This is a genomic window from Yersinia canariae (genome assembly GCF_009831415.1).
GTDB classification, from domain to species: domain Bacteria; phylum Pseudomonadota; class Gammaproteobacteria; order Enterobacterales; family Enterobacteriaceae; genus Yersinia; species Yersinia canariae.
This window is the reverse complement of sequence record NZ_CP043727.1, coordinates 2,917,087-2,940,812: the sequence shown is the minus strand read 5'-3', so window position 1 is coordinate 2,940,812 and position 23,726 is coordinate 2,917,087. Positions and strand designations below refer to the sequence as shown.

Sequence of the window (23,726 nt, the reverse complement as noted above, 5' to 3'; positions counted from 1 at the left end):
ATCCGTTATTTATATTGACTATCTGGTTTTGGGACCACCGGTAGTGTAAGGGGAAAATCGAGGCAGCAGAATGAGAGGCGTCTTTGTTTTATATGTGAAATTTCCCACAAAACGTGTAGGAACTTATCCTGTATAACCGAGGTGTAATTAAAATATTCATTTATTACAAATGGTTATGTTTTATTTTGGGTGTGAGTTTATATTTGGATTATTAAATATAAAAGTCAGGCAGTAAAAAAGCCCATCAGAATCTCCGATGGGCTTTCAGCAATAATATTATTTCGATTTCTATTTTATCGCGCGGAACTGTCTATTTCAGAGTATGAAGCAATTAATTCTACCAATAATTGGTTAGTCTCAGTCAACAGTATCAAGTAATCAACACCATAAGAAATGACGGCATATCTATCTTGTGTATGCAGTAATGATTCGAATTGAATACAACTTTCTACTAGTGCCAGCGCATCAATTAGTTGTACGGCACCTTTAATTCGGTGAACCAGACTGGCCATTTCTTTAAAAATATCAGTAGAAATAGTACTGTCATCATCAGCCGTTAGGCGCGTATACAGTGTCGTCAATGTCGCAGTATCTTGTATATTGCTTTCCAGTAATGATTGCAATAACTTCAACTCCACCTCGTGGCTCCCGCCGGAGAGTGATTTTAGCTTTTTCTGTGCCGTCAGAAGGGGGGATTGTTGCTCACTGTCAGTTGAAATTGTTTTTTCCTGATGCGCGCTATCTTGTGCGCTGACATCATCATCAGCATCAATGACGGTGTGATGATGGATAACATCCGCATTGCTTCCAATAATTTCCAGCCGAAGCAGGGTAGTCCGCAGCGTATCAATAGTTACAGGTTTGACCATGCAGTCATTCATACCGGCGTCACTGCAACGGGCCGCGCTTTCTTCCCGCGCATCCGCGGTACAGCCAATGATAACCATATCTTTCATTGTTGCACTATTGCGGATATGGGCTGCCAATTCGTAGCCATTCATCAAAGGCATATTGTAATCGGTAATGACGGCATCAAAACTGTAATGCTGCAATATCTGCCAAGCTTCTGCGCCATTTTCAGCACTCATGACTTGCTCAATACCGATAAAAGCTAACTGTTGTTGAAGTAATTGGCGATTGGCCGGTAAATCATCGACGACCAGAATTCGCAAGTTTTTCAACTGACTCAATTGCGTTTCATCTGCGTGTACAATGGTTGAATCTGGCGGCAAATCATCCGCAGTTGCAACCTCCAGCGGCAAGGTAATAAACAGGCTAGTCCCTTTGCCGAGCTGGCTTTCTAAGGCAATTTGCCCACCCATTTTGTGAATCAATTGATGGCAGATCCACAGCCCTAAACCGGAACCACCGAAACGCGGTGATTTACCCTCATTGGCCTGGCTGAATGGCTGGAATAATGTAGCTTGTGCCGCAGGAGAGATGCCAATACCGGTATCAGTAATATCGATATTCATTATGCCATGCTTTTCGTCAATGGCTTCCCAGGTAATATCCACTGACACACCGCCATGTTCAGTAAACTTCAGGGCATTACCCAATAGATTCCCCATCACCTGACGGACGCGCAGCATATCAACCATAACTAAATCAGGGATTTGATCATCCAACCAACCAGAGAATCTCAGGTTGCGTTCATCGGCGATAGGTTGATAAATCGTGAACATGCGCTCTATTTCTTGGCGGAAATCGACGACAGCAGGGTGGACACTCAGTTGACCGGCTTCAATTTTAGCGGAGTCGATAATGTCATCAAGCAACAGCATCAAAGATTGAGCTGATTTAGATACGGTCACCAGTGTGTTTTTATCCACGGGTTGCGGGCTGCGTATTTCCAGCTCCAGTAACCCCATAATGGCGTACATTGGTGTGCGCAGTTCATGGCTAATGGTCGCCAAGAACGTGCTCTTGGTGCGGTTGGCACTTTCAGCTTCAACACGGGCCGCTTCCAATTGCCGCTCAACAGTTTTGCGCTGGCTGATATCCAACCAACCGCCGAGTAGACTGCGCTCAGCATTATCCAGAGGAATAATCCACAGGAAGATATCACGCAATTCACCGTTAATCTCAAGAGATAAATCCACCATTTGGGGCTTTCTATCGTGTAAAACATCACGACAATACTTATCTATCTCGCGGTCAAGTTGGCTGGTCATCGGCCAGTGAGCTTGCTCAGTCTTCTGATTGAGCATGTCGTTTAGCTTATCTTGATGCGCATCTGCAAAGTGGCTGTTATAAACCGCTAACTCACCATCTGTGGTGCGAATAAAAACAGCAAAGGGTAAGGCATTAATAATTGATTCTTGCTGGACTAAACGGGCATGCAGTAACTTGGCCTGGCGGCGTTTATTGAACACAAGGTAACCAAGGTACAAGCCGAAGACAAGCAATATGCCGGAGCTTATTTTTAGCGCCAGCATCAGCCATTCATTTTCTAATGAATGTTCATCAAAAGAGGTGGGTTTAGGTTTGAATGTACTCCATTCACTGATCAGATTGTCTAATTCTTCCGGAGGAATAGATTCAATCACTTTATCTATGATGGCTTTTAATTCAGGCAGCGCCGGATTAATGGCAAATGCCATCATTAATGGTTCTTCTCCGGTAACCGCCACCGTCTTGATATTAGGTGTAAAGTTCTGTGCCGACAGATAGTTAGCGGTCATCATATTTTTGATAATCGCGTCTACTTTCCCTTGTTGTAACCAGCGCACCAACGTCATGGTGTCGGGTGCTTCTACAAAGGTGATTTTCTGTGCCAAAAGAGCGTTGCTAATAACCCCACCGGAAGTGCTGCCCGCTTGTATACCGACCCGTTTTCCTGCTAAGTCTGCGACATTGTTGATATCGATACGATCTTCTCGTGTCAAAATACCCCATAAAGATTGGGCAACAGGTGAAGAGAAGAGGTTACTGCCATACTGACCATTGCGCGCAGCGACGATGGGCAGCATATCTGTTTTCCCGGCGATAAAATCCCGCACAGCTTCGCCGGTATCTTTAGTGTAAATCGGTTTAAATTTAATCCCGGTTCGGCGTGAAATAATATCAATCAGATCGACAGAGAAACCCGCCATCTCGCCGGTTTGGCGATCACGGAAAATTAACGGAGCCAAATCCAGCGGAGCTACATAAGTCACCACCGGATGGTGTTGAATCCAGTTAACTTCCTGTTCCGTCAGCAGTAATTTGGCATCAATATTGTAATGGTGTTTGCTACCAAACCAACGCTGTTGAATATCACCTGTGGCGCGGCTGGGCAGTAATTCCAGAATCTGATTAATGTAATCAATCAGTTTTTGATTTTTTTCCAGAGCCAAAAAGGTATAGGGAGCAGGATGATAGGGCGCAAAGTTTCGAATTTGCAGTGTCAGCAGTTGTAATTGATCAATCAAATAGTTTGCTGACGTGGCATTTGCGACAAAGACGTCGGCATTACCATAGGCGACCGCCAGTAACCCCTGTAATTGGTTAGGGTAGGCGACGATTTTATCGGCATGATAATTAAATAAAAACTCCGGTGACAGAGGCTCGTTATTCACGATAGCCACCGTTTCCGGATGAGTGCGTTTCGTGGGATCCCAATTTTTACTGCGAACTTCAACATGCCGATTGGTAAAGAATGCATGGGAAGCTATCAGCCCTGGCTGAGCGGGCATCGGGGTTCCCGCCATTAAGTCAACCTGACCATTTTCCAGTGCATTCAAAACAAGGCCATAATCACAATAACCAATCATCTGGAAAGAGAGTTGGCTGGCATCACTGATAATTTTCAAATAATCCGCGACGATACCTTCTATGGAATTGTCATCGCGATTAACAACGAAAGGGGTATTGGCATCAATAACAACGCCCACTTTTACTGTACGCCGGCTTGATTGGCGGGCATCAGTGGACGGAGGGAGTAATAAGTCTTCGCTGTAACTGTTTGCGATACTGTGGATTGTCAGCGGTTGACCGGTATCGCATCCCTGACGGCCGGTTATCAGGGAAGCATGAAGCTGCCCGCTAAGTAATAGCAAGCAACACAGTAAAATGCGTAAGGAAAACCAACGACGTAAAAATAACGCGGTACGCGATAAATCAGACTTTGCTGAGCTATACCAAATTATGGGTATGCGCATAATCAGCCAGTTCAATTACAGAACTTAGTCCTAATTTAGTTAGGATCCGTGTTTTATAGGTACTGACAGTTTTGTTACTGATAAACATCTCATCGGCAATTTGTTTATTAGACAGACCATTGACCAGGTAGCGCAAAACATTAATTTCCCGCTCGGACAACAAGCGAGCGCGATTGACTGGATCATGACTTGAAGGCTGCCCGGCTAATTGGGTCAAGGTTTCTGATGGGAAGAAAGAATACCCACGTAATACGTTCTGCGCAGCAAAAAGAATTTCACTAATATCTTTATTCTTACTAATGAAACCGTTCGCGCCAGCCTGTAATGCCCGAACAGCAAAAACCTGTTCGTTTTTAGCTGATAAGAATAATGATTTACCTGTAAAGCCACGTTGTTGTAGTTTTTTCAGCAATGAGAAACCATCAAAATTTGGTAGTTCAATATCGATAATAACCAGATCAACAGAATTATTTTTTAATGTTTCCAGGGCTTCACTGCCATCAACTGATTCAAAAATAGTTGAAAATTCATTGCTTTGTGATAATAACGCACGAATAGCGACACGAATCGCCGGGTGGTCATCAACTATCATCACTGATTTTGTCATGTTATCTCCGTAAACCGTTATATCTTGGGATTCGCAGAGTTAATTCACTGCTCCTCGCTCGCACCGATCGACTTCAAATGATTACCCAAGATGAGATAAACAAGAACCGCTACTGCCGATGCCCAAGTACTAATTATCTGAGGTACTATTTCGGTGATTTTAATCTCTAATTATAGATTATCAAGAAAAGATTCTTACTCATGCATAGGTTGCGTAACTAAATTCTTCTCATCGGCATTATTCTGCTTAGTGAATTGATTATAAACGAGTTAGGAATTTTTTTATTGTAATTAGAATGTATTATTCAGGAAAAAAAGAGAAGAAATAGTTAAGTTATAATTATAAATGTGAATATATCCGACTTTTCGACATCATACGTAGGAAAGTTCCATGATACTTTGTCCGACTTATTCTCTGATAAATATCAGAGAGATAGCCGCTAATTTGATAATGACTTCGTGAATGACGGGGTAATGAAAAATTAATAATGAAGCTTTAAGCGTTTCACTATTAGGACAAATAGCGGTGTTAACCACGCAAGCAAAAAACCCGCTTAGGTGACTAAGCGGGTTTCTCTAATTTGGCTCCTCTGACTGGACTCGAACCAGTGACATACGGATTAACAGTCCGCCGTTCTACCGACTGAACTACAGAGGAATCGTGTGAACGGGGCGAATAATAGCGGGGTATGAGGAACATGTCAAAGGGGAAACAGTAAATTTGGATTGTTTGCTTACAGTTTGCGCAACTTATTGAGATTTTTGGCTTTTCGCTCAACATTCACCCGTAAAAACGCCATGGTGGTTGATAAAGTGGCGGGCAGTTATGTGGTCACACTGCCCGCCAGAGAGCTTATTGCGGGGCATCCGTCAGGACAAACATGCCATACGGGTGAATTTGCAGGTAATAGCTATCTCCTGGCGCCGGTTGCAATTGTGTGGCATTCACTTGCAATAATAATGATTGGCCATGCCAATCAACTAAAACCTCATATTGAGGGCCCATATAAGCCACTTTATTGATAGTGCAGCGCTGGCTCGGCTCACCTTGCTGGCTAAGGGTAATAGCCTCCGGCCTTACCCCCACGGTAGATTGTTGATATCCCGCAGCAAATCCTTGTGGACGAGGGATGTGATAGCCAAAAATTTCGACGCTATCACTATTGATCCGCGCGGGAAAGACGTTGGCATCCCCCATAAAACTGGCCATAAAGTGCGAAGCCGGGTGGCGATATAATTCTTGCGGCGCACCAATCTGCATGATTTTGCCTTTGTTCATCACCAACACAGTGTCAGAAACAGCAAAAGCTTCACTTTGGTCGTGTGTCACATACAGCGAAGTAATATTAAATTGCTGCTGCAATTCACGAATCTTATCGCGCATACTGCGACGCAAGTTGGCATCCAGATTACTGAGAGGTTCATCAAACAGCAGCACTTTGGGTTTTAGAATCAGTGCCCTTGCCAGCGCCACGCGCTGTTGTTGCCCCCCCGATATTTGATCGACAAAACGGTCAGCAAACCCTTCTAAGTCCACTAATGCCAGCGCTTCCGTCACCCGCTCACGAATTTCACTTTTCGGCCGACCCAGCATTTTCAGGCCATAACCAATATTTTCGCCGAGCGACATATGGGGGAACAAGGCATAGGACTGAAACACCATGCAGATATCCCGTTGCTGGATAGATCTGTCAGTGACATCCTCTCCATCAATAAAAATTTGCCCGCCAGTAGGTTTTTCCAGCCCGGCAACCAGTCGCAATACGGTGGTTTTGCCACAGCCGGATGGCCCAAGTAATGTGACCATTTCGCCTTTAGGAATAGCCAGATTTAAGTCATCAATGACGGTATTGGTGCCAAATCGTTTGGTGACATGCTTGAGTTCGACAAAATGCTTTTTCTCAGCCCCTTGGTTTTTATCAGAAAAATGATTTTTATTAGACCCATTATTTTCGTTAGTCATCATGTTAAGCCTTATCAATGCGCCGTTATTCAGCGTTACTGGCTTTTGAGCGGGCAATTCGCGCTTCGCCAACCAGATAATCAAACAGGAAGATGATGGCGAGCATCACCACAATCAGAATTGAGCCATAAGCAATTGCGATGCCGTATTCACCATCTTCTACCCGGTTAAGGATGTAGGAGGTGGCGACTCGCGTATCTGGCGTCACCAAGAAAACAATGGCACTGACGGTGGTCATGGCCCGCACAAAGCTGTAAATCAGCGCCGATAAAATCGCCGGACGCAGTAATGGCAGCAAAATGTAAATCACTGTGCGTAGCGAACCGGCTCGCAAGCTGAGTGAGGCCTCATCTAGCGATTTATCGAGTTGGCCAAGGCCGGCAATCCCGGCGCGTATCCCAACGGGCACATTTCGCATCACCATCGAGATAATGACGATGGCCGCTGTGCCGGTCAGATACACCGGCGCACTGTTAAAGGCCAGAATATAGGAGACCCCCGCCACCGTTCCCGGCACGGCGAAACACAACATGGTGCTGAATTCAATGGTTTTTTTACCCCGAAATTGCTGGCGAACTACGATATAGGCAATGAGCAGACCAAAAGCGGCGGTGATAGGTGCGGCGATGCCAGCATAGAGCAGCGTATCGAGCAGTGAAGGCCACGCGCCATCACTGAAACCTTGCCCAAATAGCTGGTTAAAGTTATTCAGCGTTAAGGTGTAATCGACACCCCAGTTGACGGTAAAGCTACCATAGAAAATACTGCCGTAAAGCAATACGTTAAAGGCAATCCACACATACAACATGGCCGTCGTGCCCCAGACCAGAGTGACCGGTAATGGTTGGACATCACCGCGCGAAGATTTACCGGAGATGGTGACGTAAGAGCGTTTGCCTATCCACATGTATTGGATACAGAAAATAAACAGTGAGAACATCAGCAGAATGACACCGAGTGTCGAGGCTGCCGGATAATCAAGTTGTGCGCCCGTAATATAGAAGTAGATTTGTGTGGCGAGCACGTCAAAGTTCCCCCCCAATACCAGTGGGTTACTGAAATCCGCCAGTGATTGCACAATGACTATCAAAAATGAGTTCGCCAATGCCGGTTTCAACAGCGGCAGAAATACCTGCATAAAGGTCTGCCAGCGGCTGGCGCGCAGGGTATAAGAGGCTTCTTCCAGCGATGGATGAATGGTTTTAATCGCGCCATCGAGGATCATAAATGACATTGGGGTAAAGGCCAGAACTTGCGCCAGCCAGATGCCGGTAAAGCCATAGAGCCAGTTAGTATTTGTCAGCCCAAACCACGTGACCATTAGCTCGGTGACATAACCGGAGCGGCCCATCATCAGAGTGACACCCAGCCCAACCACAAACGGCGGAGTTACAATCGGTAGAATGGAGAAAATTCGCCCTAGTAAGGCTGAGCGCTTGGCAATTCGTGTGGTGTAAATCGCTAACACCATACCAAAGAATGTGCAGCCGATACCGACCGCGACCGACAGCACGAACGAGTTCCAGATAACTTGCAGGATATGCGCCTGCCCAAGGATCGCCATAAATTGCCATGGCGCAAAAGCTCCGCTTTCATCGGTAAAGACTGGAATGAAGATGGCGATACTGGGAAACAGAATGAAAACGGTTATCAAGGCAATGATGGTCACCAGTGATCCGAGAACAAAACGGTCGCCCCCCAGCCATTCAAGGCGAGCGAGCGCCAAAGTAATGACCGCCCCCAATGCAATAAACAACCCAATAGTGGCAAAACCTAACCCGCGTTGCAGCCATGCGGAGCTTATTACGACGAATAAGGCGCAGAATAGGGCAAAACCGGCATCAAACAGGTGACGGGCACGATGTTCACGCCCTTGTGGGGATAATGGCCGGAAAAGGAGCACTAATGGCAAGGCAAACCATAAAGTACTGATGTTCAAGCTGGACCAGCCGAAAGCTGCCAGGAGTTCGGAACGGCTCGCGTCGAGCAGGCCGTAATCCAGACTGAACGCAGGTAGCAAAGCAAAAGCAGCCACGGCAAAAGCGAGCCAATAGAAAATGGCATCCCGTGTCTGCGGGAGCCGCAGAGCATGTGTCATGGTATTCCCCAGATAACCTTCCTTGGCGTCGCAGCAGTGTTCACCACCACACTCACGAACCCGAGTCACTTACTTGGGCAAGTTCAGCGGGATGAGTGAGCCCCATTCTGAGACTCACTCCGTGGGCTGGTATGAATGCGGTTCAAACTGGTATCTGACCAATTTGTTATGCACTGGCTACCTGCTGTAACGCCAATGATTCAGTTATAGAAATAAACGATAAATCATTGATATAAGTAGGAGGACTTTGTGGGCTGTTATTTGCCCATCTTGACGTCATTGACCCACTTGGTTATCAGCCTTTTACGCATTTCGGTAGCACCGTAGGTGTCCATGTCGTAATTAATCAGCTTCAGATCATCAAGCTTGAGTGAGTTAGGGGAGGTTGCGGCCGTCGTGTTGGTCAGAATTTGGTACGACTGGCCTTTCTGCCATGCCAATTCTTGTGCATCTTTTGACAGTACCCAGTCAACAAATAGCTTGGCGTTGTCCAGGTTACGCGCCCCTTTCAGAATACTGACGCCACCAATTTCATAGCCAGACCCTTCGCAAGGCGAAATCAATTTCAGCGGCGCGCCTTTCTCTTTTTCCAAAGAGTAATCATGCAAGAAGCCAATGCCGATGGTGGTTTCACCACGAGCGGCGTTACGGGCCGGGGCGATACCTGACTTGGTGTATTGCGACACGTTGGCATTCAGTTTTTTCAGGTAATCGAATGCGGCCTCTTCTCCCCACAGCTGTGAGAAAGTTGCCAGTGCGGTGTAGGCAGTGCCAGAGCTTTGCGGATCGGCAATCTGGATTTCACCTTTATAGATTGGATTGGTCAGGTCTTTCCAGCATTTCGGTTCTGGTAGGCCTTTTTCTTTCAGGCGGTCGGTATTAACCCCCAGCCCTAAAATACCGATATAAACTGCAGAGGAGTAGTTACCTTTGCGTTTTGCCGGGTCACGGAATTGCGGCATAATTTGCGCTAAGTTAGGAGAGGCATAGGGATAGAGCAAATCCATTTCACCGGCCTGTGACTGCGGGTCCAGTGTGCCGCCATACCAAACATCGGCCTGCGGATTCTTTTTCTCTGCATCGACTTTGGCCAGTGTGCTGCCGGAGCCATTACGAATAAAGCTGGTTTTTACATCGTATTTTTCGCCAAACGCTTTGGCTTCTTCTTCACACATAGCATTGGTTGCGCTGCAGTAAATAACTAAACGGCCTTCCGCTTTGGCAACGGTTGTAAAGGCACTCAGTGCGAGGCCCGCGGCTATCAGTGCTGAGAGAGGTGCAAGTTTCATAACATTATCCTTTTTATACCCTTATGCACGCGTTACCGGGTGCATGTTGGGCTGTGTTATAGAGACAACGGTTACAGAGACTACAGTTGTAGGTAGAGGTATGACTGACTTTGTTTAACGTACTGTTTTCAATCGATTGATACCGGTCATCAATAGCGGCATCAATAACAAACCAACACAAGCAGATGCCAGGGTCAGCAGAGCAAAAAAGCCTTGCCAACCATAATGTTGTAACACTTGCGCCAGTGGCCACCCCGCCAGCGCAGCACCGAGATAAGCAAATAACCCGAGAAACCCAGTAACGGTGCCCGCAGCATCTTTATGGGTATATTCGGTCGCCGCCAGACCAATCAGCATTTGTGGCCCAAAGACAAAAAAGCCAATACTGAAAAATGTCACTGATAGCAGCGGATAGTTGTGTACCGGGGCCAGCCACAAGGCCGTCATGGTCAGAAACAGCCCCAGTGCAAATAGCAAAATCATCGGGGCGCGCTGTCCACGAAATAACAAATCTGACCCCCAACCGGCAAATAACGCCCCAAATAATCCCCCTAACTCAAACAGCGATAAGGTGGCATTGGCACTGAGCAAATTGACGCCATGGCTCTCTGCTAACCAAATATTGCCCCAGTCATTGAGGGCAATGCGGATCAGATAGACCAGCACATAAGAAACGCCCAACAGCCAAATGGTGCGGTTGCGCAAAATGGCATCGCGAAAAATACGCCCCATCGGCATGGGAGGGCTTTGTTGCTCTTGCCACTGATCCTGCGGATCTCGTCGCCATTGCCCGATGGTCGGTAAACCTTGCTGTTGCGGTTTGTCACACAATTGCCAGCATAACCAAATACCTAACACGATGCCGATGGCCCCGGGGACTAGCAGTGCGGCCTGCCAGCCATAGTGCGAGGCCAGAAAAGCCGATAGCAAAGGCACCGCCGCGCCCCCAATGCTGATGGACGTATTCCAGCACCCCCACCAAGTCCCGCGTTCATTGCGTGAATACCATGTGCTCAGCAATTTGGCACAAGGGGGCCAGCCCCAGCCCTGAAAGAAACCGTTTAAAGTCCAGACCACCAACAAGGCGGGCAGAGAGTGGCACAGGGTAAAGACCACATTCAGTATCCCGGTCATCATCAAACCGATACCCATAATCCAGCGTGCTTGGGTGCGGTCACTGACAATGCCGGAAACAAATTTTGAACCGCCGTAGGCCAAATAAAATAGGGTGCCGAGTAAACCGATATCCCCTTTATCCAGCCCCAATTCCAGTTGCATCACCGGCATGGCGTAGTTGACACTTTTGCGTGTCAGATAAAAGGCGGCATAACCCATTACCATGGCGGCCATCAGGCGCGGTCGCCAATAGCGGTAACGCGCATTCACCTGTTCCGGCGTCAAAGGCTCAGGGGGGAAAGTCTTTGACGACAATGGGGGTGCTGACATGGATTCCTCCGGTAATTGTGTTGAGTGTAAGGAAGGAAAAAGTAAAAGAGATGAGACAAGGTTGTAGACAGTTAGGAATAATGCTTATTTATGAGGGCTTTTGATCTCGTTCTGTGGGCAGGCTCACAGAGTCGCTGGTGCGGACATGGGTGGGCAGGTTGACCACCACTCGGGTTCCTAAACGGCGTTGTAGCAGCCAGTCACCGCCAAGCGCACGCACGCGCTCTTCAATACCGCGCAAACCCAATCCCCCTCCTTGCGGTTGCACGGGGATCCCCATCCCGTCATCACGAACTTCCAGGGTGATGATATCGTCGGTCAGGCGCAGACTCACCTGGATATTTCTGGCGTTAGCATGCTTATTAATGTTATTAAGCAGCTCTTGCATCAGGCGGTAAAGTGTAAACACCACCACATCCTCACCGGGCGTCGGGGGCAGTGCATAATCCATTTGGAAATCAATTCCTTGCTCGGCAAAAGCAAATTCTTCTGCCAGATGATGCAGTGCCTGATTGAGTGGCATTTCATCAAGCACCGGTGGGCGCAATTGACGTAATAATTGGCGAGTTGTTTGATGAATGCGCTGTGACAAACTGCTGATTTGATTGGCCGCAGATTGGGCCGCTGGAGAAGGGGCACTGCGGTTTACCAACATCGCCTGAATTTGAATGGCGGTGATATTCTGGCCGATTTCATCGTGTAACTCGCGGGCAATTTCTTTGCGCACATCCTCCTCAGTATGCACGAGCCGCTTCATCAGTTTGCGGCGGGTTTGCAACTCTTGCTCTAACTGATTGCGATACCGGTGCAGATGTTGTGCCAACTGCTGTTGACGGCTGATGGCTATTCCCAATGTCAGCCCCAAAAGTGCTTGAGTAGAAAGGAACAATTCCAGCTCAGCTAAATCATGAAATGCGCCGCTGGCCTGACGGGTCACCGTTATCATCAAACTGCCTAACACCGCGGCTAACACCCCTCCTTGCCAGCCGAATTTGTAGGCCATAAAGACATTGGGCAGGAAGACAAAAATCAGCAATAACCGCTCCATGTTTGGGGCAATGGCAACCTGCACACAAACCCCAATAGCGAAAATCAGCGAACACCAAATGAGCAGTGATGTGCGCAGAGGCGGATCTGGCATCTGTTGGGAGAACAAGTTTCGAATATGCTGCTGTTTTAAATATTCATAAATGAGATAGGTAAACGGTACCAGCAGTATGCCGCCGGTAAAAGTGGCGAGCAGGGTGTGAGTTAATGGCAAAGGCAACCAATACCCCAGAATTAACCCGTGCAGCAGACTGTTACCCGTAACGGCGGCGAGGAGCAGTAATAGCCGCTGCCAATAAAGTGTGTAATGGTGCCAAAAACGCTGGGTCAGTTCGGCGGGCAGCAAACTGAGGAAAGGGGACAACATGATTAAAATTGTGGGTTGCAACTGTTCACTGTGCAGCCATCCCAATGCAGCGCACTCGGTCAGTAATAACACCGACCAATAGCGGCGCGGCAGCAGGATAATCAATGCCAGCCGTAGGCCTTGGGGCAGTAATAAAACGGCATGCAAACCATCATCACTCAGATAAAAGCTAATCGTCCACAGTGCCAGCCAACTTAACGCAAAGAAAATAGCCAGAAACAGCGACAGCCCCACTGAGCGCAATTGCCACATATCAGTTCCCTGCCAATAACTGATGTTGCAATGCAAAATGCACCAGTTCAACGGTGGTTTCGCAATTCAGTTTACCCAGAATATTAGCCCGATGAACATGTACAGTTTTATGACTAAGTGATAATTGTTCGGCAATGGTTTTAACACTTATTCCATTGATTAATAACTGGAAAATTTCTTTTTCTCGTGGTGTTAACACCGCCAGTTGTTGCGGCTGTTGTGGCATATGGCGCAATGCCCGCAATGCATCAGCACACAGATAGAGCCCACCGCCATTGACAGTGCGTAGCGCCTGAACCAATTCATCCGGGCCACAGCGCTTTGTCAAGTAACCACTGGCCCCCGCATCCATAGCACTTTGCACAAAGGCGGTGGTGTCATAAATACTCAGGATAATGGCGCGGAAATGGGGCATTTTTTGACGCAGGCGCTTGAGCAGACTTAATCCACTTTCATCTGGCATTGAAATATCCATAACAGCGACATGGACATTTGTCTCGGGCAGATTGGCCCAAGCCTCTGCCGCCGAGCCATATTCACCAATAATATGAATATCTTTTTCTAGTGATAATAGCTGTGCAAAACCCGAGCGAACAACAATATGGTCATCTATCAATGCGACATTAATCATGATTTTTCATTATTATGGGACATAAGCTTTCATGATGCTCATCAATCATTAGCGTAGCAATAATTGTTATCAAAAATGTAAGAGGCTTAACATATGCGGGAAAAACCCGATGCAGAAATAGGAAGTTTTCACTGAAAAAAAGCCGTGCTCCACAGGGTGAGTGTGGAGCATGAAAAAAAACGGAGTGAAACTGAGGTAAGGTCACACGGCTTTTTTACTGCGGTAAATACGCTGTGGCCGGCCCACTTTGCCATAAATTATCTCTGCTTGCAGGGCTTGGTTAGCAGCACAAAACTCCAGATAACGGCGGGCTGTCGTCCGGCTTAATCCGAGGACCTTTGCAACATTTTCAGCGGTGTATTCATCTGCATTATTCGTAAATAGCATCTGAATTTTATCCAGTGTCATTTGGTCAATACCCAGTGGCAAAGTCACCTTTTGTTCGCCACGAGCATAGGTGTTGTACATCTCATCAATCTGGCGCTGATTGACCTTAGTACCATCTTGCAGGACTTGATGACGATGGCTGTAACGGGCCAATGATTGTTCCAGCCGTTCGTAGGCTACTGGTTTTATCAGGTAATCAAAAACCCCATAGCGAATAGCCTCAGAGACTGTTTCACTGTCACTGGCTGCAGTCACGAAAATAATGCCACCAGAGAAGCCTTGTAAGGTCAACTCCCGTAATAATTCCAGACCACTGCCATCGGGCAGGTAGTTATCCAACAGAATCAAATCAGGATGAAAGCGGGCTATCATGCTTCGGGCTTGCTGTAAATTGCCGGCGAGCCAGACTTCATGGCAGTAAGTGCTTTGTTTGATAAATTCTGCATGCATTTCCGCCAGTGGCGTTTCGTCTTCTACCACTAAAATATTAAGACATTCCATGGGATCTCCCTGTCTTTGAGATCAATGCGTCTTTGGAATAAAGACTGTAAATAAAGTGCCGCGCGGCGGATTTTCTTCTATCGTAATGGTGCCGCCACTTTGCTGAACATAGGTGGCCACCAAATACAGGCCAATACCGTGTTCGTCTGAATTTTTAGAACTGATACCCCGCTCGAACAGGCTATCTTGAAATTGTGGGTCGATACCGCACCCATGATCGGCGACTTCTAAAATCACATCATCACCCTCATCAGACAGGTAAATTTCAACTTGTTTATCACCCTCTGGGTTTTTTAGGCTGGCCTCAAAAGCATTATCCAGCAGGTTTCCCATGATGGCGGCCAGTTCATTTTCGCCTATATTGGGCGGTAAATTACCTAACTGACAGCCGGGGATAAAGTTCAAATTCAGGCCTAACTCTTTGGCCCGGTGGTATTTACCAAATAATAACGCCGCAATCTGCCGGTTATTAAACGCGGTGCGCAGCATATCAATCAGTGCCTGATGAGAGGAAGACTCGGTTTTCACCATCTCTAACGCCCGATCAAACTCTTTCATTTGCAACAACCCACTCATCGTCGACATCCAATTAAGATGCTCATGGCGCACTGTGCGCAGATTTTCGACATATTGTTTAATCTGGCTGAGTTGGGCGCTGAGAGTATGAATATCATCCTGACTGCGAAAACTCACCACCCAGCCCTGAAAGACCCCCTCTTCCGACCAAATACCCGCCCGGTTGGCAATAGCATTTAAGCCATTAAAAGTACAGAGTTCATCCTGGCGGTTTTCGCCACTTTGATCGAGAAAGAAGTGGTCAGGAGAGACGACATCACTGACTTTACGACCAATCAATTGCTGTGGCGTGGCTGAGATATGCAACATTTTACGCGCATTCTGATTTATTGCAGTGATCCTTCCCTCAGGATCAACCGCTAACAGCCCTTCAAATACGGCCCCAAACAGCGCTTCTTGCTGGCGTAGCACGCGGGCTATTTCTTTCGGTTCCATTCCCATCATTTGGCGGCGGATGTGGTGAGCAAACAACCATGACAAGAACAACAGCACCACGAGTACCAGGATAAAAGAGTGGGTGAGGGGCAACAGGTAAATAAGTCGCCAGTGATCTATTTTGCTAATCAGATAACCGAGCGAAACCACGCCAATGATTTTTCCCTGTTCATCGCGGATTGGGGTTTTAGCGCGCATGGCCTCGCCCATGGAGCCTTTACCAAAAATAATGTAACTCTCGCCCCTTTCCAGCGCGCCGGGTTTGGTCCATTGCATTGGGTAGCCAATCATCTCGGGATTAGGGTGATACAAACGAATTGATTGAGTGTCACCGATGACGAGGTAATCAAGGTCAGAAGTGTTTCCAAGCCGGCCGACAATTTGTGCTAATTGGGCTTTATCTCGATGTTTAACGGCATTGACCACCGAATCCATCGAAGCAATTATTTTGGCCTGGTTCATTGCAGTTTTACTGACTTGATCTAGCAGGTATTGCTCAAAATTATGGCTGAGAAAACGATCTAGCGCGCCGACCAGTAAGATAGATACGGTTAACAGCAGCAGAAATATGCGCAATGGAAAGGCCATATTTTTCAACCGGCCCCATATACGGCTGCGCCATTTCAATTTGTCTGCTAGGGAAGAACTCGACACGCGACTCACCTTAATTAACATATGGGCCATTGCACAAGCGTTAACATAAGTTAATTTAAGAAATAATTAAATAGCTAAGAGAAATAAAAATATATATTTATAATTAAGAAAATTAAAACCATTAAATAACTTATATTTACTCTCTTATATGTGAAATAGGTCAATTAACCGCGCTATTTTTATGTTTAGCATGTGCTCACAAATTAATTCAAATTAAAAATAATCTGACTTCAATTTATCTCATCTTGTTGTTTTTATGTGAATTTTTTATTTATAGTTATGGCGGTTTTTTATTTTTATTGTTCTCGCCTTAACTTGTTTTTTATTTGTTATGTAAACGTTATGGCAGAGAGTGAATTATGGATACGGTATTTAATAGAATTAATCGTTCAGACCATCAGCAGATTGCAGAAATAACACGTTTCTTACGTGCTAATGATCTGAATATAGATACCACCGTTGAGGTGTTTATTACCGTAAGCCGTAATGAAAAGCTTGTAGCCTGTGGTGGCATTGCTGGCAATATCATCAAATGTGTGGCGATCAGTGAGCAGGTGCGGGGCGAAGGACTGGCGCTAACACTGGCAACTGAGTTAGTTAATCTGGCCTATGAGCGCCACCACAGCCATCTGTTTATTTATACCAAAACTAAAAATGAGAGTTTATTTAAGGCCTGTGGCTTTTATCCTATAGCCAGTGTTCCCGGTATTGTGGTGTTGATGGAAAATAGCGACTGCCGTTTGCAGCGCTATGCCAAACAATTACGCCAATTACGTCAACCAGGGCAGAAAATTGGCAGCATCGTAATGAATGCCAATCCGTTTACCCGTGGGCATCAATATTTGGTACGGCAGGCCGCAGCCCAGTGTGATTGGTTGCACCTGTTTTTAGTCAAAGAAGATAATTCACGTTTCCCATACGAAGACCGCCTGCAATTAGTGCTCGAAGGCACACAAGATATTGCCAATCTGACGGTACATCCCGGCTCGGAATATATGATCTCCCGAGCCACATTCCCGTGTTATTTCATTAAAGATCAAGGCGTAGCAGATGACTGCTATACCGAGATTGATCTGAAAATATTTCGTCAATATTTAGCCCCGGCACTGGGGGTCACTCATCGTTTTGTTGGGACTGAGCCATTTTGTACTGTGACGGCCAAATATAACCGTGACATGGGCTTTTGGCTGGAAACACCGTCATTACCGTATCCCCCGATTTCACTGGTGGAAATAGAACGTCTCAAATATCACAACACCGCTATTTCCGCCTCATGGGTACGCAAATTACTGGCACAGGGGGATGGCGAAACCATTCGAAAATTAGTTCCTCCCGCTACCTGCCATTACTTACAGCGACTGTTGACGCAACGCGCGCAAAAGGCGGGCAGTGCCGAGAAAACCACCACTTTAGTAAAGAATTCAGCCCTGTTTTAACTGATTAAAAGCAGTTGGTTAAAGCAGGGCGCAAAGATAGGGACTGATACGTAAGTCAGAGACCGCAAATTTGAAGACAAGTTAATCAGGTGAAAAATGAAAATTATTAGAGAGGCTGTCGCCGGAACATTGGAGTCAAGCGACGTCATGGTGCGCATCGCGCCATTAAATCCACCCGAAATAGATCTGCAAATACACAGCAGTGTGGACAAGCAGTTTGGTGAAGCCATTCGCTACAGCGTGCTGGCGTTGCTGGAACAGTATCGGGTGACTGGGGTGCAACTGATTATTGACGATAAAGGTGCGCTGGATTGTGTTTTACAAGCACGGCTGGAAACCGCGTTGCTGAGAGCCTGCGATGAAAAAATTCTGCCATGGAGAGCGCATTGATGAAACCCGAAATGAAAAACAGAATGCGCCGCAGCATGTTATTTGTTCCAGGTGCTAATGCCGCAATGGTCAGTAATGCCTTTATTTATCAGGCAGATGCGTTGATGTTTGACTTGGAAGACTCAGTTATCCTGCGCGAAAAAGATGCCGCCCGTCGTTTGGTTTATCACGCCTTACAACATCCACTTTATCAAGATGTAGAAACCATAGTGCGAGTCAATGCATTGGACTCAGCTTATGGTCTGGCTGATTTAGAGGCTGTAGTCCGTGGTGGGGCGGATATCGTGCGTTTGCCGAAAACTGACAACGCGAAAGATGTAGAAGATATGGCGCACGAAATCAGCCGTATTGAGTCGGAATGCGGCCGCGAAGTGGGTAGTACTGGCTTGTTGGCGGCAATTGAATCTGCGCAGGGTATTACTCAGGCGCTGGCTATTGCACAGGCGTCTCCGCGCTTAATGGGGATTGCATTGGGCGCGGAGGATTATGTCCGCAACCTACGCACTGAGCGCTCTCCCGAGGGAATTGAACTGTTGTTTGCTCGCTGTTCAATTTTGCAAGCTGCCCGCGCAGTCGGTATTCAAGCTTTTGACACCGTGTATTCCGATGCCAATAACGAAGCCGGTTTCTTGCAGGAAGCAGCACTTATCAAACAACTGGGTTTTGATGGCAAATCGCTGATAAACCCACGCCAAATCGAACTGTTACACAACCTTTATGCCCCGACTGAGAAAGAAGTCCGCCATGCACAGGCGGTGGTCGATGCGGCTGTAGCGGCTGAGGCAGAAGGGCGCGGTGTGGTTTCCCTGAACGGCAAGATGGTGGACAGCCCGGTAATTGAGCGGGCACGGTTGGTTTTACAACGTGCGGTCAGCGGCCTGCGTGAGGAATAAGAAATGAATAGGCAACAACGAGTAGAAAGCTTAAGTCATTGTCAGGATAACAGCCCTGCATATCACCTGTATCAAAACACATCTAAAGCGAATTTACAGGCGCAGAAGCCGCGCAATATCAAGATTTGTGATTCATTGGAAAATGCTATCCGCCGCAGCGGGTTGCAAGACGGCATGACCATTTCCTTCCACCATGCTTTCCGTGCCGGTGATTTGACCTTGAATCTGGTCATGAATGCCATTGCTGCCATGGGATTCAAAAACTTACGGTTGGCTTCCAGCTCCCTGAGCGACTGCCATTCACCGCTGGTTGAGCATATCCGCAATGGCGTCGTCAGCGAAATATATACCTCCGGCATGCGCGGGCCGCTGGCGGATGAGATATCGCGCGGATTGTTAGCCAAACCTGTTCAGGTTCACTCCCACGGTGGCCGCGTTAATCTGATTGAGTCCGGCGAATTGACCATTGATGTCGCTTTTATTGGGGTTCCGGCCTGTGATGAGTTCGGTAATGCCAATGGTTTTAGTGGTAATGCCTGTTGCGGTTCCTTGGGGTATGCCCGTGTTGATGCCGAATATGCCGATTGTGTGGTGCTGTTGACTGAAGCTCTGGTGGCTTATCCACACCATCCTGCCAGTATTACTCAGGATCAGGTCGATTTGATTGTTCGGGTTGAACAAGTGGGGGATGCCGACAAGATCGGCGCTGATACCACCCGTATGACCTCTAATCCCCGTGAATTACTGATTGCTCGCCGCGCCGCTGAGGTGATTGCGGGGTCGGGCTATTTTGTTGATGGTTTCTCTTTGCAGACTGGCACCGGCGGAGCATCACTGGCTGTGACTCGCTTCCTCGAGGATAAAATGTTACGTCGCAATATCACGGCGGCTTTTGCCCTCGGCGGTATTACGTCAACCATGGTGGAACTGCATGAAAAAGGGCTGATTACCAAGCTGTTGGATGTGCAAAGTTTTGACAAACAGGCGGCGGCTTCACTGGCTCGTAATCCCCGTCATATCGAAATCAGTGCTAACCAATATGCCAATTTCAGCTCGAAAGGTGCATCAGTCGACCGGCTGGATGTGGTGGTGCTCAGTGCGCTGGAGATTGACACCGCTTTTAACGTCAATGTGTTGACCGGCTCTGATGGCGTGCTGCGCGGGGCTTCCGGCGGACATTGTGATACTGCGGTAGCGGCTCGGCTGTCAATTATTGTCGCGCCGTTGGTGCGCGGACGGATTCCGACCTTAGTCAAGGAAGTGACAACTTGTGTGACGCCGGGTTCCAGTGTGGACATTTTAGTGACCGATCACGGTATTGCGGTCAATCCGGCACGGCCAGAACTGGCAGAGCGCTTGCAGCAGGCGGGTTTGCCGGTGGTGACTATCGACTGGCTTTATCAACGCGCACTGATTTTGACGGGTGAACCGCAACCGATCAAATTCACCGATCGCGTGGTGGCCGTGGTGCGTTATCGCGACGGTTCCGTGATTGATGTTGTTCATCAGATACAGGAGTAGACGATGAATACACTTTCCCCCGCGTTAGCCGCTAACCGACCCATTAGTTTACCGGAATTGCTGACCAGTCGGGAGTCGCGCCAGAGCCGTCAACAGGCCTGGCTGGCTCGCCACCCAGTCACGTTGATTTCTCTGACATTAGTGGCTCCGGGTGCTGTGAAAGATAACCCATTGACGCGCAAGCTGTTTGCACTGGCGTGGCAAGCGATTACTGCATTGAGTCAGCAGCAGTGCTGGCCCGTATTGCAGCAAGAAGTTTTCCCATTGCCGACCGGTTGTGAGGGGTTGATAGCGGTTGATTTGCCTGCTGAGCAAGTGAAAGACGCCGCACTGTTACTGGAGCTAAAGCACCCGCAGGGCAGGTTATGGGATATCGATGTGCTCGATGTTTCGGGGCGAATTCTGTCGCGCCGTGATGTCGGGTTGGCACCGCGCCGCTGCCTGCTGTGCCACCGCCCAGCGAATGTTTGTGCTCGAGCGCAGACCCACAGTATTGAAGAACTGCTGGCCCAGATGGAGTTGATGCTCAATGCCACAACTGCAACGCACTGACAGCATGGCGGTTTCGTCGCCCGCAGATTGGGCTGGCGGTGACTTTAGCCAAAAATATGGCGCACTGGCTTATCGGGCGATGTTGGCCGAGGTCAATCTGACTCCCAAGCCCGGGTTGGTGGATTGCGTTAATTGTGGTGCGCATAAGGATATGACATTACAAGATTTTTATCACAGCGCTGATGCTATTGCACCGTGGTTGCCGCGTTTTATCGAACATGGCATTCACCATAGCCATTTACACGGGCAGGCCGCGCTTAACCGTCTGCGGCCCTTGGGGTTAGCTTGTGAAAACAGCATGTTTTTGGCCACCAGCGGTGTGAATACCCATAAAGGCAGTGTTTTTTCACTGGGATTAATGTGCTGTGCGCTTGGGCGGTTGTATGCGCGCGCGCAACAGATCAGTGCCGATGCGGTGTGTCAGGAAGTCGCCAGCTTATGTTGTGGGCTAACGGATCGCGAGTTGTGCCAGTCTAATCCTCAACAAACCGCTGGGCAGCGCCTGTTTTCTCAACATGGCCTGACGGGCGCGCGCGGTGAAGCTGAATCAGGCTTTGCAACGGTGTTAACCCATGCTTTACCCGCGTACCGGCGCTTATTAGCCGATGGCGCACAACCTGACCATGCCTTATTGCACACCTTGCTGATTTTGATGTCCGTCAATCGCGATACCAATGTGGTTTCTCGCGGCGGTATGGCGGGGTTGCAATGGCTACAACAACAGGCGACAGAGCTTCTGGCCTCACTCTCACCAGCAGGGATGCGCGAGCCTCTCAGCCAGTTAAAAGTGCGGATGTTTGACGCCCAATGTATCGCCCGCAACCTTAGCCCTGGTGGCAGTGCTGACCTGCTGATCCTGACCTGGTTTCTGGCGCAATTCCCTCATCATCTCCCTCACAAAAATAATAACGGTGTTATAGGAGTCTCTCTATGTTGAAGTCGCAAGAGAAATTATGGAAAGCGCTCGCGCCTTTTGTGGTGTTGGCCGTTCTGCTGTTGATACCCACCCCGGAAGGTATGCCACCTCAAGCCTGGCGCTATTTTGCGATTTTTGTCGCCATGATTGTCGGTATGATTTTAGAGCCAATTCCCGCCACCGCGATAAGCTTTATTGCGGTGACAATTTGCGTGCTGAGTTCCGACTGGGTGCTATTCAGTGCTGCGGAAGTGGCAGATGCCAGTTTTAATGGTGGTAAAGAGTCATTGAAATGGGGGCTAGCGGGGTTCTCCAGCACCACCGTTTGGCTGGTGTTTGGGGCGTTTATTTTTGCGCTCGGCTATGAGGCCACCGGGCTGGGCCGTCGAATCGCCTTGTTCATGGTCAAATTCATGGGCAAACGGACACTGACACTGGGTTATGCCATTGTTATCATTGATATTCTTTTGGCCCCTTTTACACCATCGAATACCGCCCGGACGGGGGGAACGGTGTTCCCGGTGGTGAAAAACTTGCCGCCGCTGTTCGATTCTTACCCGCATGACCCCTCTTCACGGCGTATTGGGGGTTATTTGATGTGGATGATGGTGATTGGCACCAGCATCAGCTCCTCCATGTTTGTGACCGGCGCGGCACCTAACGTGCTGGGTATTGAGTTTGTGAATAAGATTGCCGGTGTGCATATCGGATGGATGCAGTGGTTCTTAGCATTCCTGCCCGTTGGCTTAATTTTGCTGATAGTCGCCCCTTGGCTCTCTTATGTGCTGTATAAACCCGGCGTCACCAAAAGTGATGAAGTGGCGGCCTGGGCACAAACGGCATTGAAAGAAATGGGAGCACTAACTCGCAAAGAGATGATTCTGATTGGTTTGGTGCTGTTGAGCCTGTGCTTGTGGGTATTTGGCAGCAAGTTTATTGATGCAACAGCGGTCGGTTTACTGGCCGTATCTCTAATGTTGGCGCTGCATGTGGTGTCATGGAAGGATATTACCAAATACTCCAGCGCCTGGAACACACTGGTCAATCTGGCGACATTAGTGGTGATGGCCAACGGCCTGACTCGCTCCGGTTTTATTGATTGGTTTGCCAACACGATGAGTACCCATCTTGATGGTTTCTCACCGAATATGACGGTTGTAGCATTAGTGCTGGTGTTCTATTTTTCCCACTATCTGTTCGCAAGTTTGTCTGCTCATACCGCGACAATGCTGCCGGTAATTTTAGCCGTCGGTAAAGGATTAAGCGGCGTGCCAATGGAACATTTATCCATGTTGTTGGTATTGTCTATTGGGATCATGGGCGTTCTAACCCCATATGCTACCGGCCCTGGCGTGATTATCTACGGCTGTGGCTATGTGAAATCGAAAGATTACTGGCGACTGGGCGGGATCATGGGGGTGTTCTACATCAGCATGTTGCTACTGGTGGGCTGGCCAATCATGAGCCTGTGGTATTGATTTTTCATACCAATATGTGAATCGGTGACCGTACCTTGGGGCACTCCGACGGCTTACGCCGTTACGACCATAATGGCACGTTTCCCTTTGATTTACATTGGTTATTTCAAAATTCCATTCTAATACTGAGAGTCGGGCCAGTCAGC

Annotated in this window: 17 protein-coding genes and 1 tRNA gene; 7 read left to right on the top strand and 11 right to left on the bottom strand. The window is 48.0% G+C overall.

Annotation, left to right across the window (positions count from 1 at the left end; translation table 11 throughout):
- Nucleotides 1-293 precede the first annotated feature (293 nt).
- From F0T03_RS13555 to dpiB, 11 genes are all read right to left on the bottom strand, one after another.
- A complete protein-coding gene (locus F0T03_RS13555; RefSeq protein ID WP_159678916.1) occupies nt 294-4,142 on the bottom strand; it encodes a response regulator in 3,849 nt (1,282 codons plus the stop codon).
- Nucleotides 4,117-4,749, bottom strand: coding sequence for a response regulator transcription factor (locus F0T03_RS13550; protein ID WP_145556588.1), 633 nt, complete (start codon nt 4,747-4,749; stop codon nt 4,117-4,119). The genes F0T03_RS13555 and F0T03_RS13550 overlap by 26 nt, the downstream gene beginning before the upstream one ends.
- A 581-nt stretch (nt 4,750-5,330) precedes the next feature.
- Nucleotides 5,331-5,406, bottom strand: a tRNA-Asn gene (locus F0T03_RS13545).
- Nucleotides 5,407-5,601: 195 nt separating this feature from the next.
- On the bottom strand, nt 5,602-6,711 hold the full coding sequence (fbpC, locus tag F0T03_RS13540) for a ferric ABC transporter ATP-binding protein (RefSeq protein WP_159680887.1): 1,110 nt from the start codon (nt 6,709-6,711) through the stop codon (nt 5,602-5,604).
- 25 nt (nt 6,712-6,736) lie between these two features.
- The gene (locus F0T03_RS13535) at nt 6,737-8,809 is read right to left on the bottom strand and encodes an ABC transporter permease (protein WP_145556414.1); all 2,073 of its coding nucleotides are present in this window, start codon (nt 8,807-8,809) and stop codon (nt 6,737-6,739) included.
- 257 nt (nt 8,810-9,066) lie between these two features.
- A complete protein-coding gene (locus F0T03_RS13530; protein WP_159678914.1) occupies nt 9,067-10,098 on the bottom strand; it encodes an ABC transporter substrate-binding protein in 1,032 nt (343 codons plus the stop codon).
- A gap of 114 nt (nt 10,099-10,212) precedes the next feature.
- On the bottom strand, nt 10,213-11,544 hold the full coding sequence (gene uhpC / locus F0T03_RS13525; protein ID WP_159678911.1) for an MFS transporter family glucose-6-phosphate receptor UhpC: 1,332 nt from the start codon (nt 11,542-11,544) through the stop codon (nt 10,213-10,215).
- Between the two features lie 88 nt (nt 11,545-11,632).
- Nucleotides 11,633-13,210, bottom strand: a complete 1,578-nt coding sequence (locus F0T03_RS13520; protein ID WP_145556411.1) for an MASE1 domain-containing sensor histidine kinase — start codon at nt 13,208-13,210, stop codon at nt 11,633-11,635.
- Nucleotide 13,211: 1 nt separating this feature from the next.
- Entirely contained in the window at nt 13,212-13,841 is a 630-nt protein-coding gene (locus tag F0T03_RS13515; RefSeq protein WP_145556410.1) for a response regulator transcription factor, read from the bottom strand.
- A gap of 201 nt (nt 13,842-14,042) precedes the next feature.
- A complete protein-coding gene (gene dpiA / locus F0T03_RS13510) occupies nt 14,043-14,729 on the bottom strand; it encodes a two-component response regulator DpiA (RefSeq protein WP_145556409.1) in 687 nt (228 codons plus the stop codon).
- A 21-nt stretch (nt 14,730-14,750) separates the two neighbouring features.
- The gene (dpiB, locus tag F0T03_RS13505; protein WP_159680885.1) at nt 14,751-16,415 is read right to left on the bottom strand and encodes a sensor histidine kinase DpiB; all 1,665 of its coding nucleotides are present in this window, start codon (nt 16,413-16,415) and stop codon (nt 14,751-14,753) included.
- A gap of 338 nt (nt 16,416-16,753) precedes the next feature.
- Here dpiB and citC point away from each other — a divergent pair, with 338 nt between their 5' ends.
- The 7 genes from citC to F0T03_RS13470 all read left to right on the top strand — a co-directional run bounded on the left by citC (nt 16,754) and on the right by F0T03_RS13470 (nt 23,580).
- On the top strand, nt 16,754-17,830 hold the full coding sequence (citC, locus tag F0T03_RS13500; RefSeq protein WP_159678909.1) for a [citrate (pro-3S)-lyase] ligase: 1,077 nt from the start codon (nt 16,754-16,756) through the stop codon (nt 17,828-17,830).
- A gap of 96 nt (nt 17,831-17,926) precedes the next feature.
- Nucleotides 17,927-18,220 carry a citrate lyase acyl carrier protein gene (gene citD, locus F0T03_RS13495; protein WP_025377851.1) on the top strand — a complete coding sequence of 98 codons (294 nt, stop codon included), beginning with the start codon at nt 17,927-17,929 and terminating at the stop codon, nt 18,218-18,220.
- Nucleotides 18,220-19,113, top strand: a complete 894-nt coding sequence (locus F0T03_RS13490) for an aldolase/citrate lyase family protein (RefSeq protein ID WP_162526950.1) — start codon at nt 18,220-18,222, stop codon at nt 19,111-19,113. Before citD ends, F0T03_RS13490 begins: the two co-directional genes overlap by 1 nt.
- A 3-nt stretch (nt 19,114-19,116) precedes the next feature.
- Entirely contained in the window at nt 19,117-20,634 is a 1,518-nt protein-coding gene (gene citF / locus F0T03_RS13485) for a citrate lyase subunit alpha (RefSeq protein WP_145556405.1), read from the top strand.
- Between the two features lie 3 nt (nt 20,635-20,637).
- Nucleotides 20,638-21,186: a citrate lyase holo-[acyl-carrier protein] synthase gene (gene citX / locus F0T03_RS13480; RefSeq protein WP_145556404.1), complete on the top strand. Its 549-nt coding sequence runs from the start codon at nt 20,638-20,640 to the stop codon at nt 21,184-21,186.
- A complete protein-coding gene (gene citG, locus F0T03_RS13475; protein ID WP_162526949.1) occupies nt 21,164-22,123 on the top strand; it encodes a triphosphoribosyl-dephospho-CoA synthase CitG in 960 nt (319 codons plus the stop codon). Before citX ends, citG begins: the two co-directional genes overlap by 23 nt.
- Entirely contained in the window at nt 22,117-23,580 is a 1,464-nt protein-coding gene (locus F0T03_RS13470) for an anion permease (protein ID WP_145556403.1), read from the top strand. The genes citG and F0T03_RS13470 overlap by 7 nt, the downstream gene beginning before the upstream one ends.
- Nucleotides 23,581-23,726 lie beyond the last annotated feature (146 nt).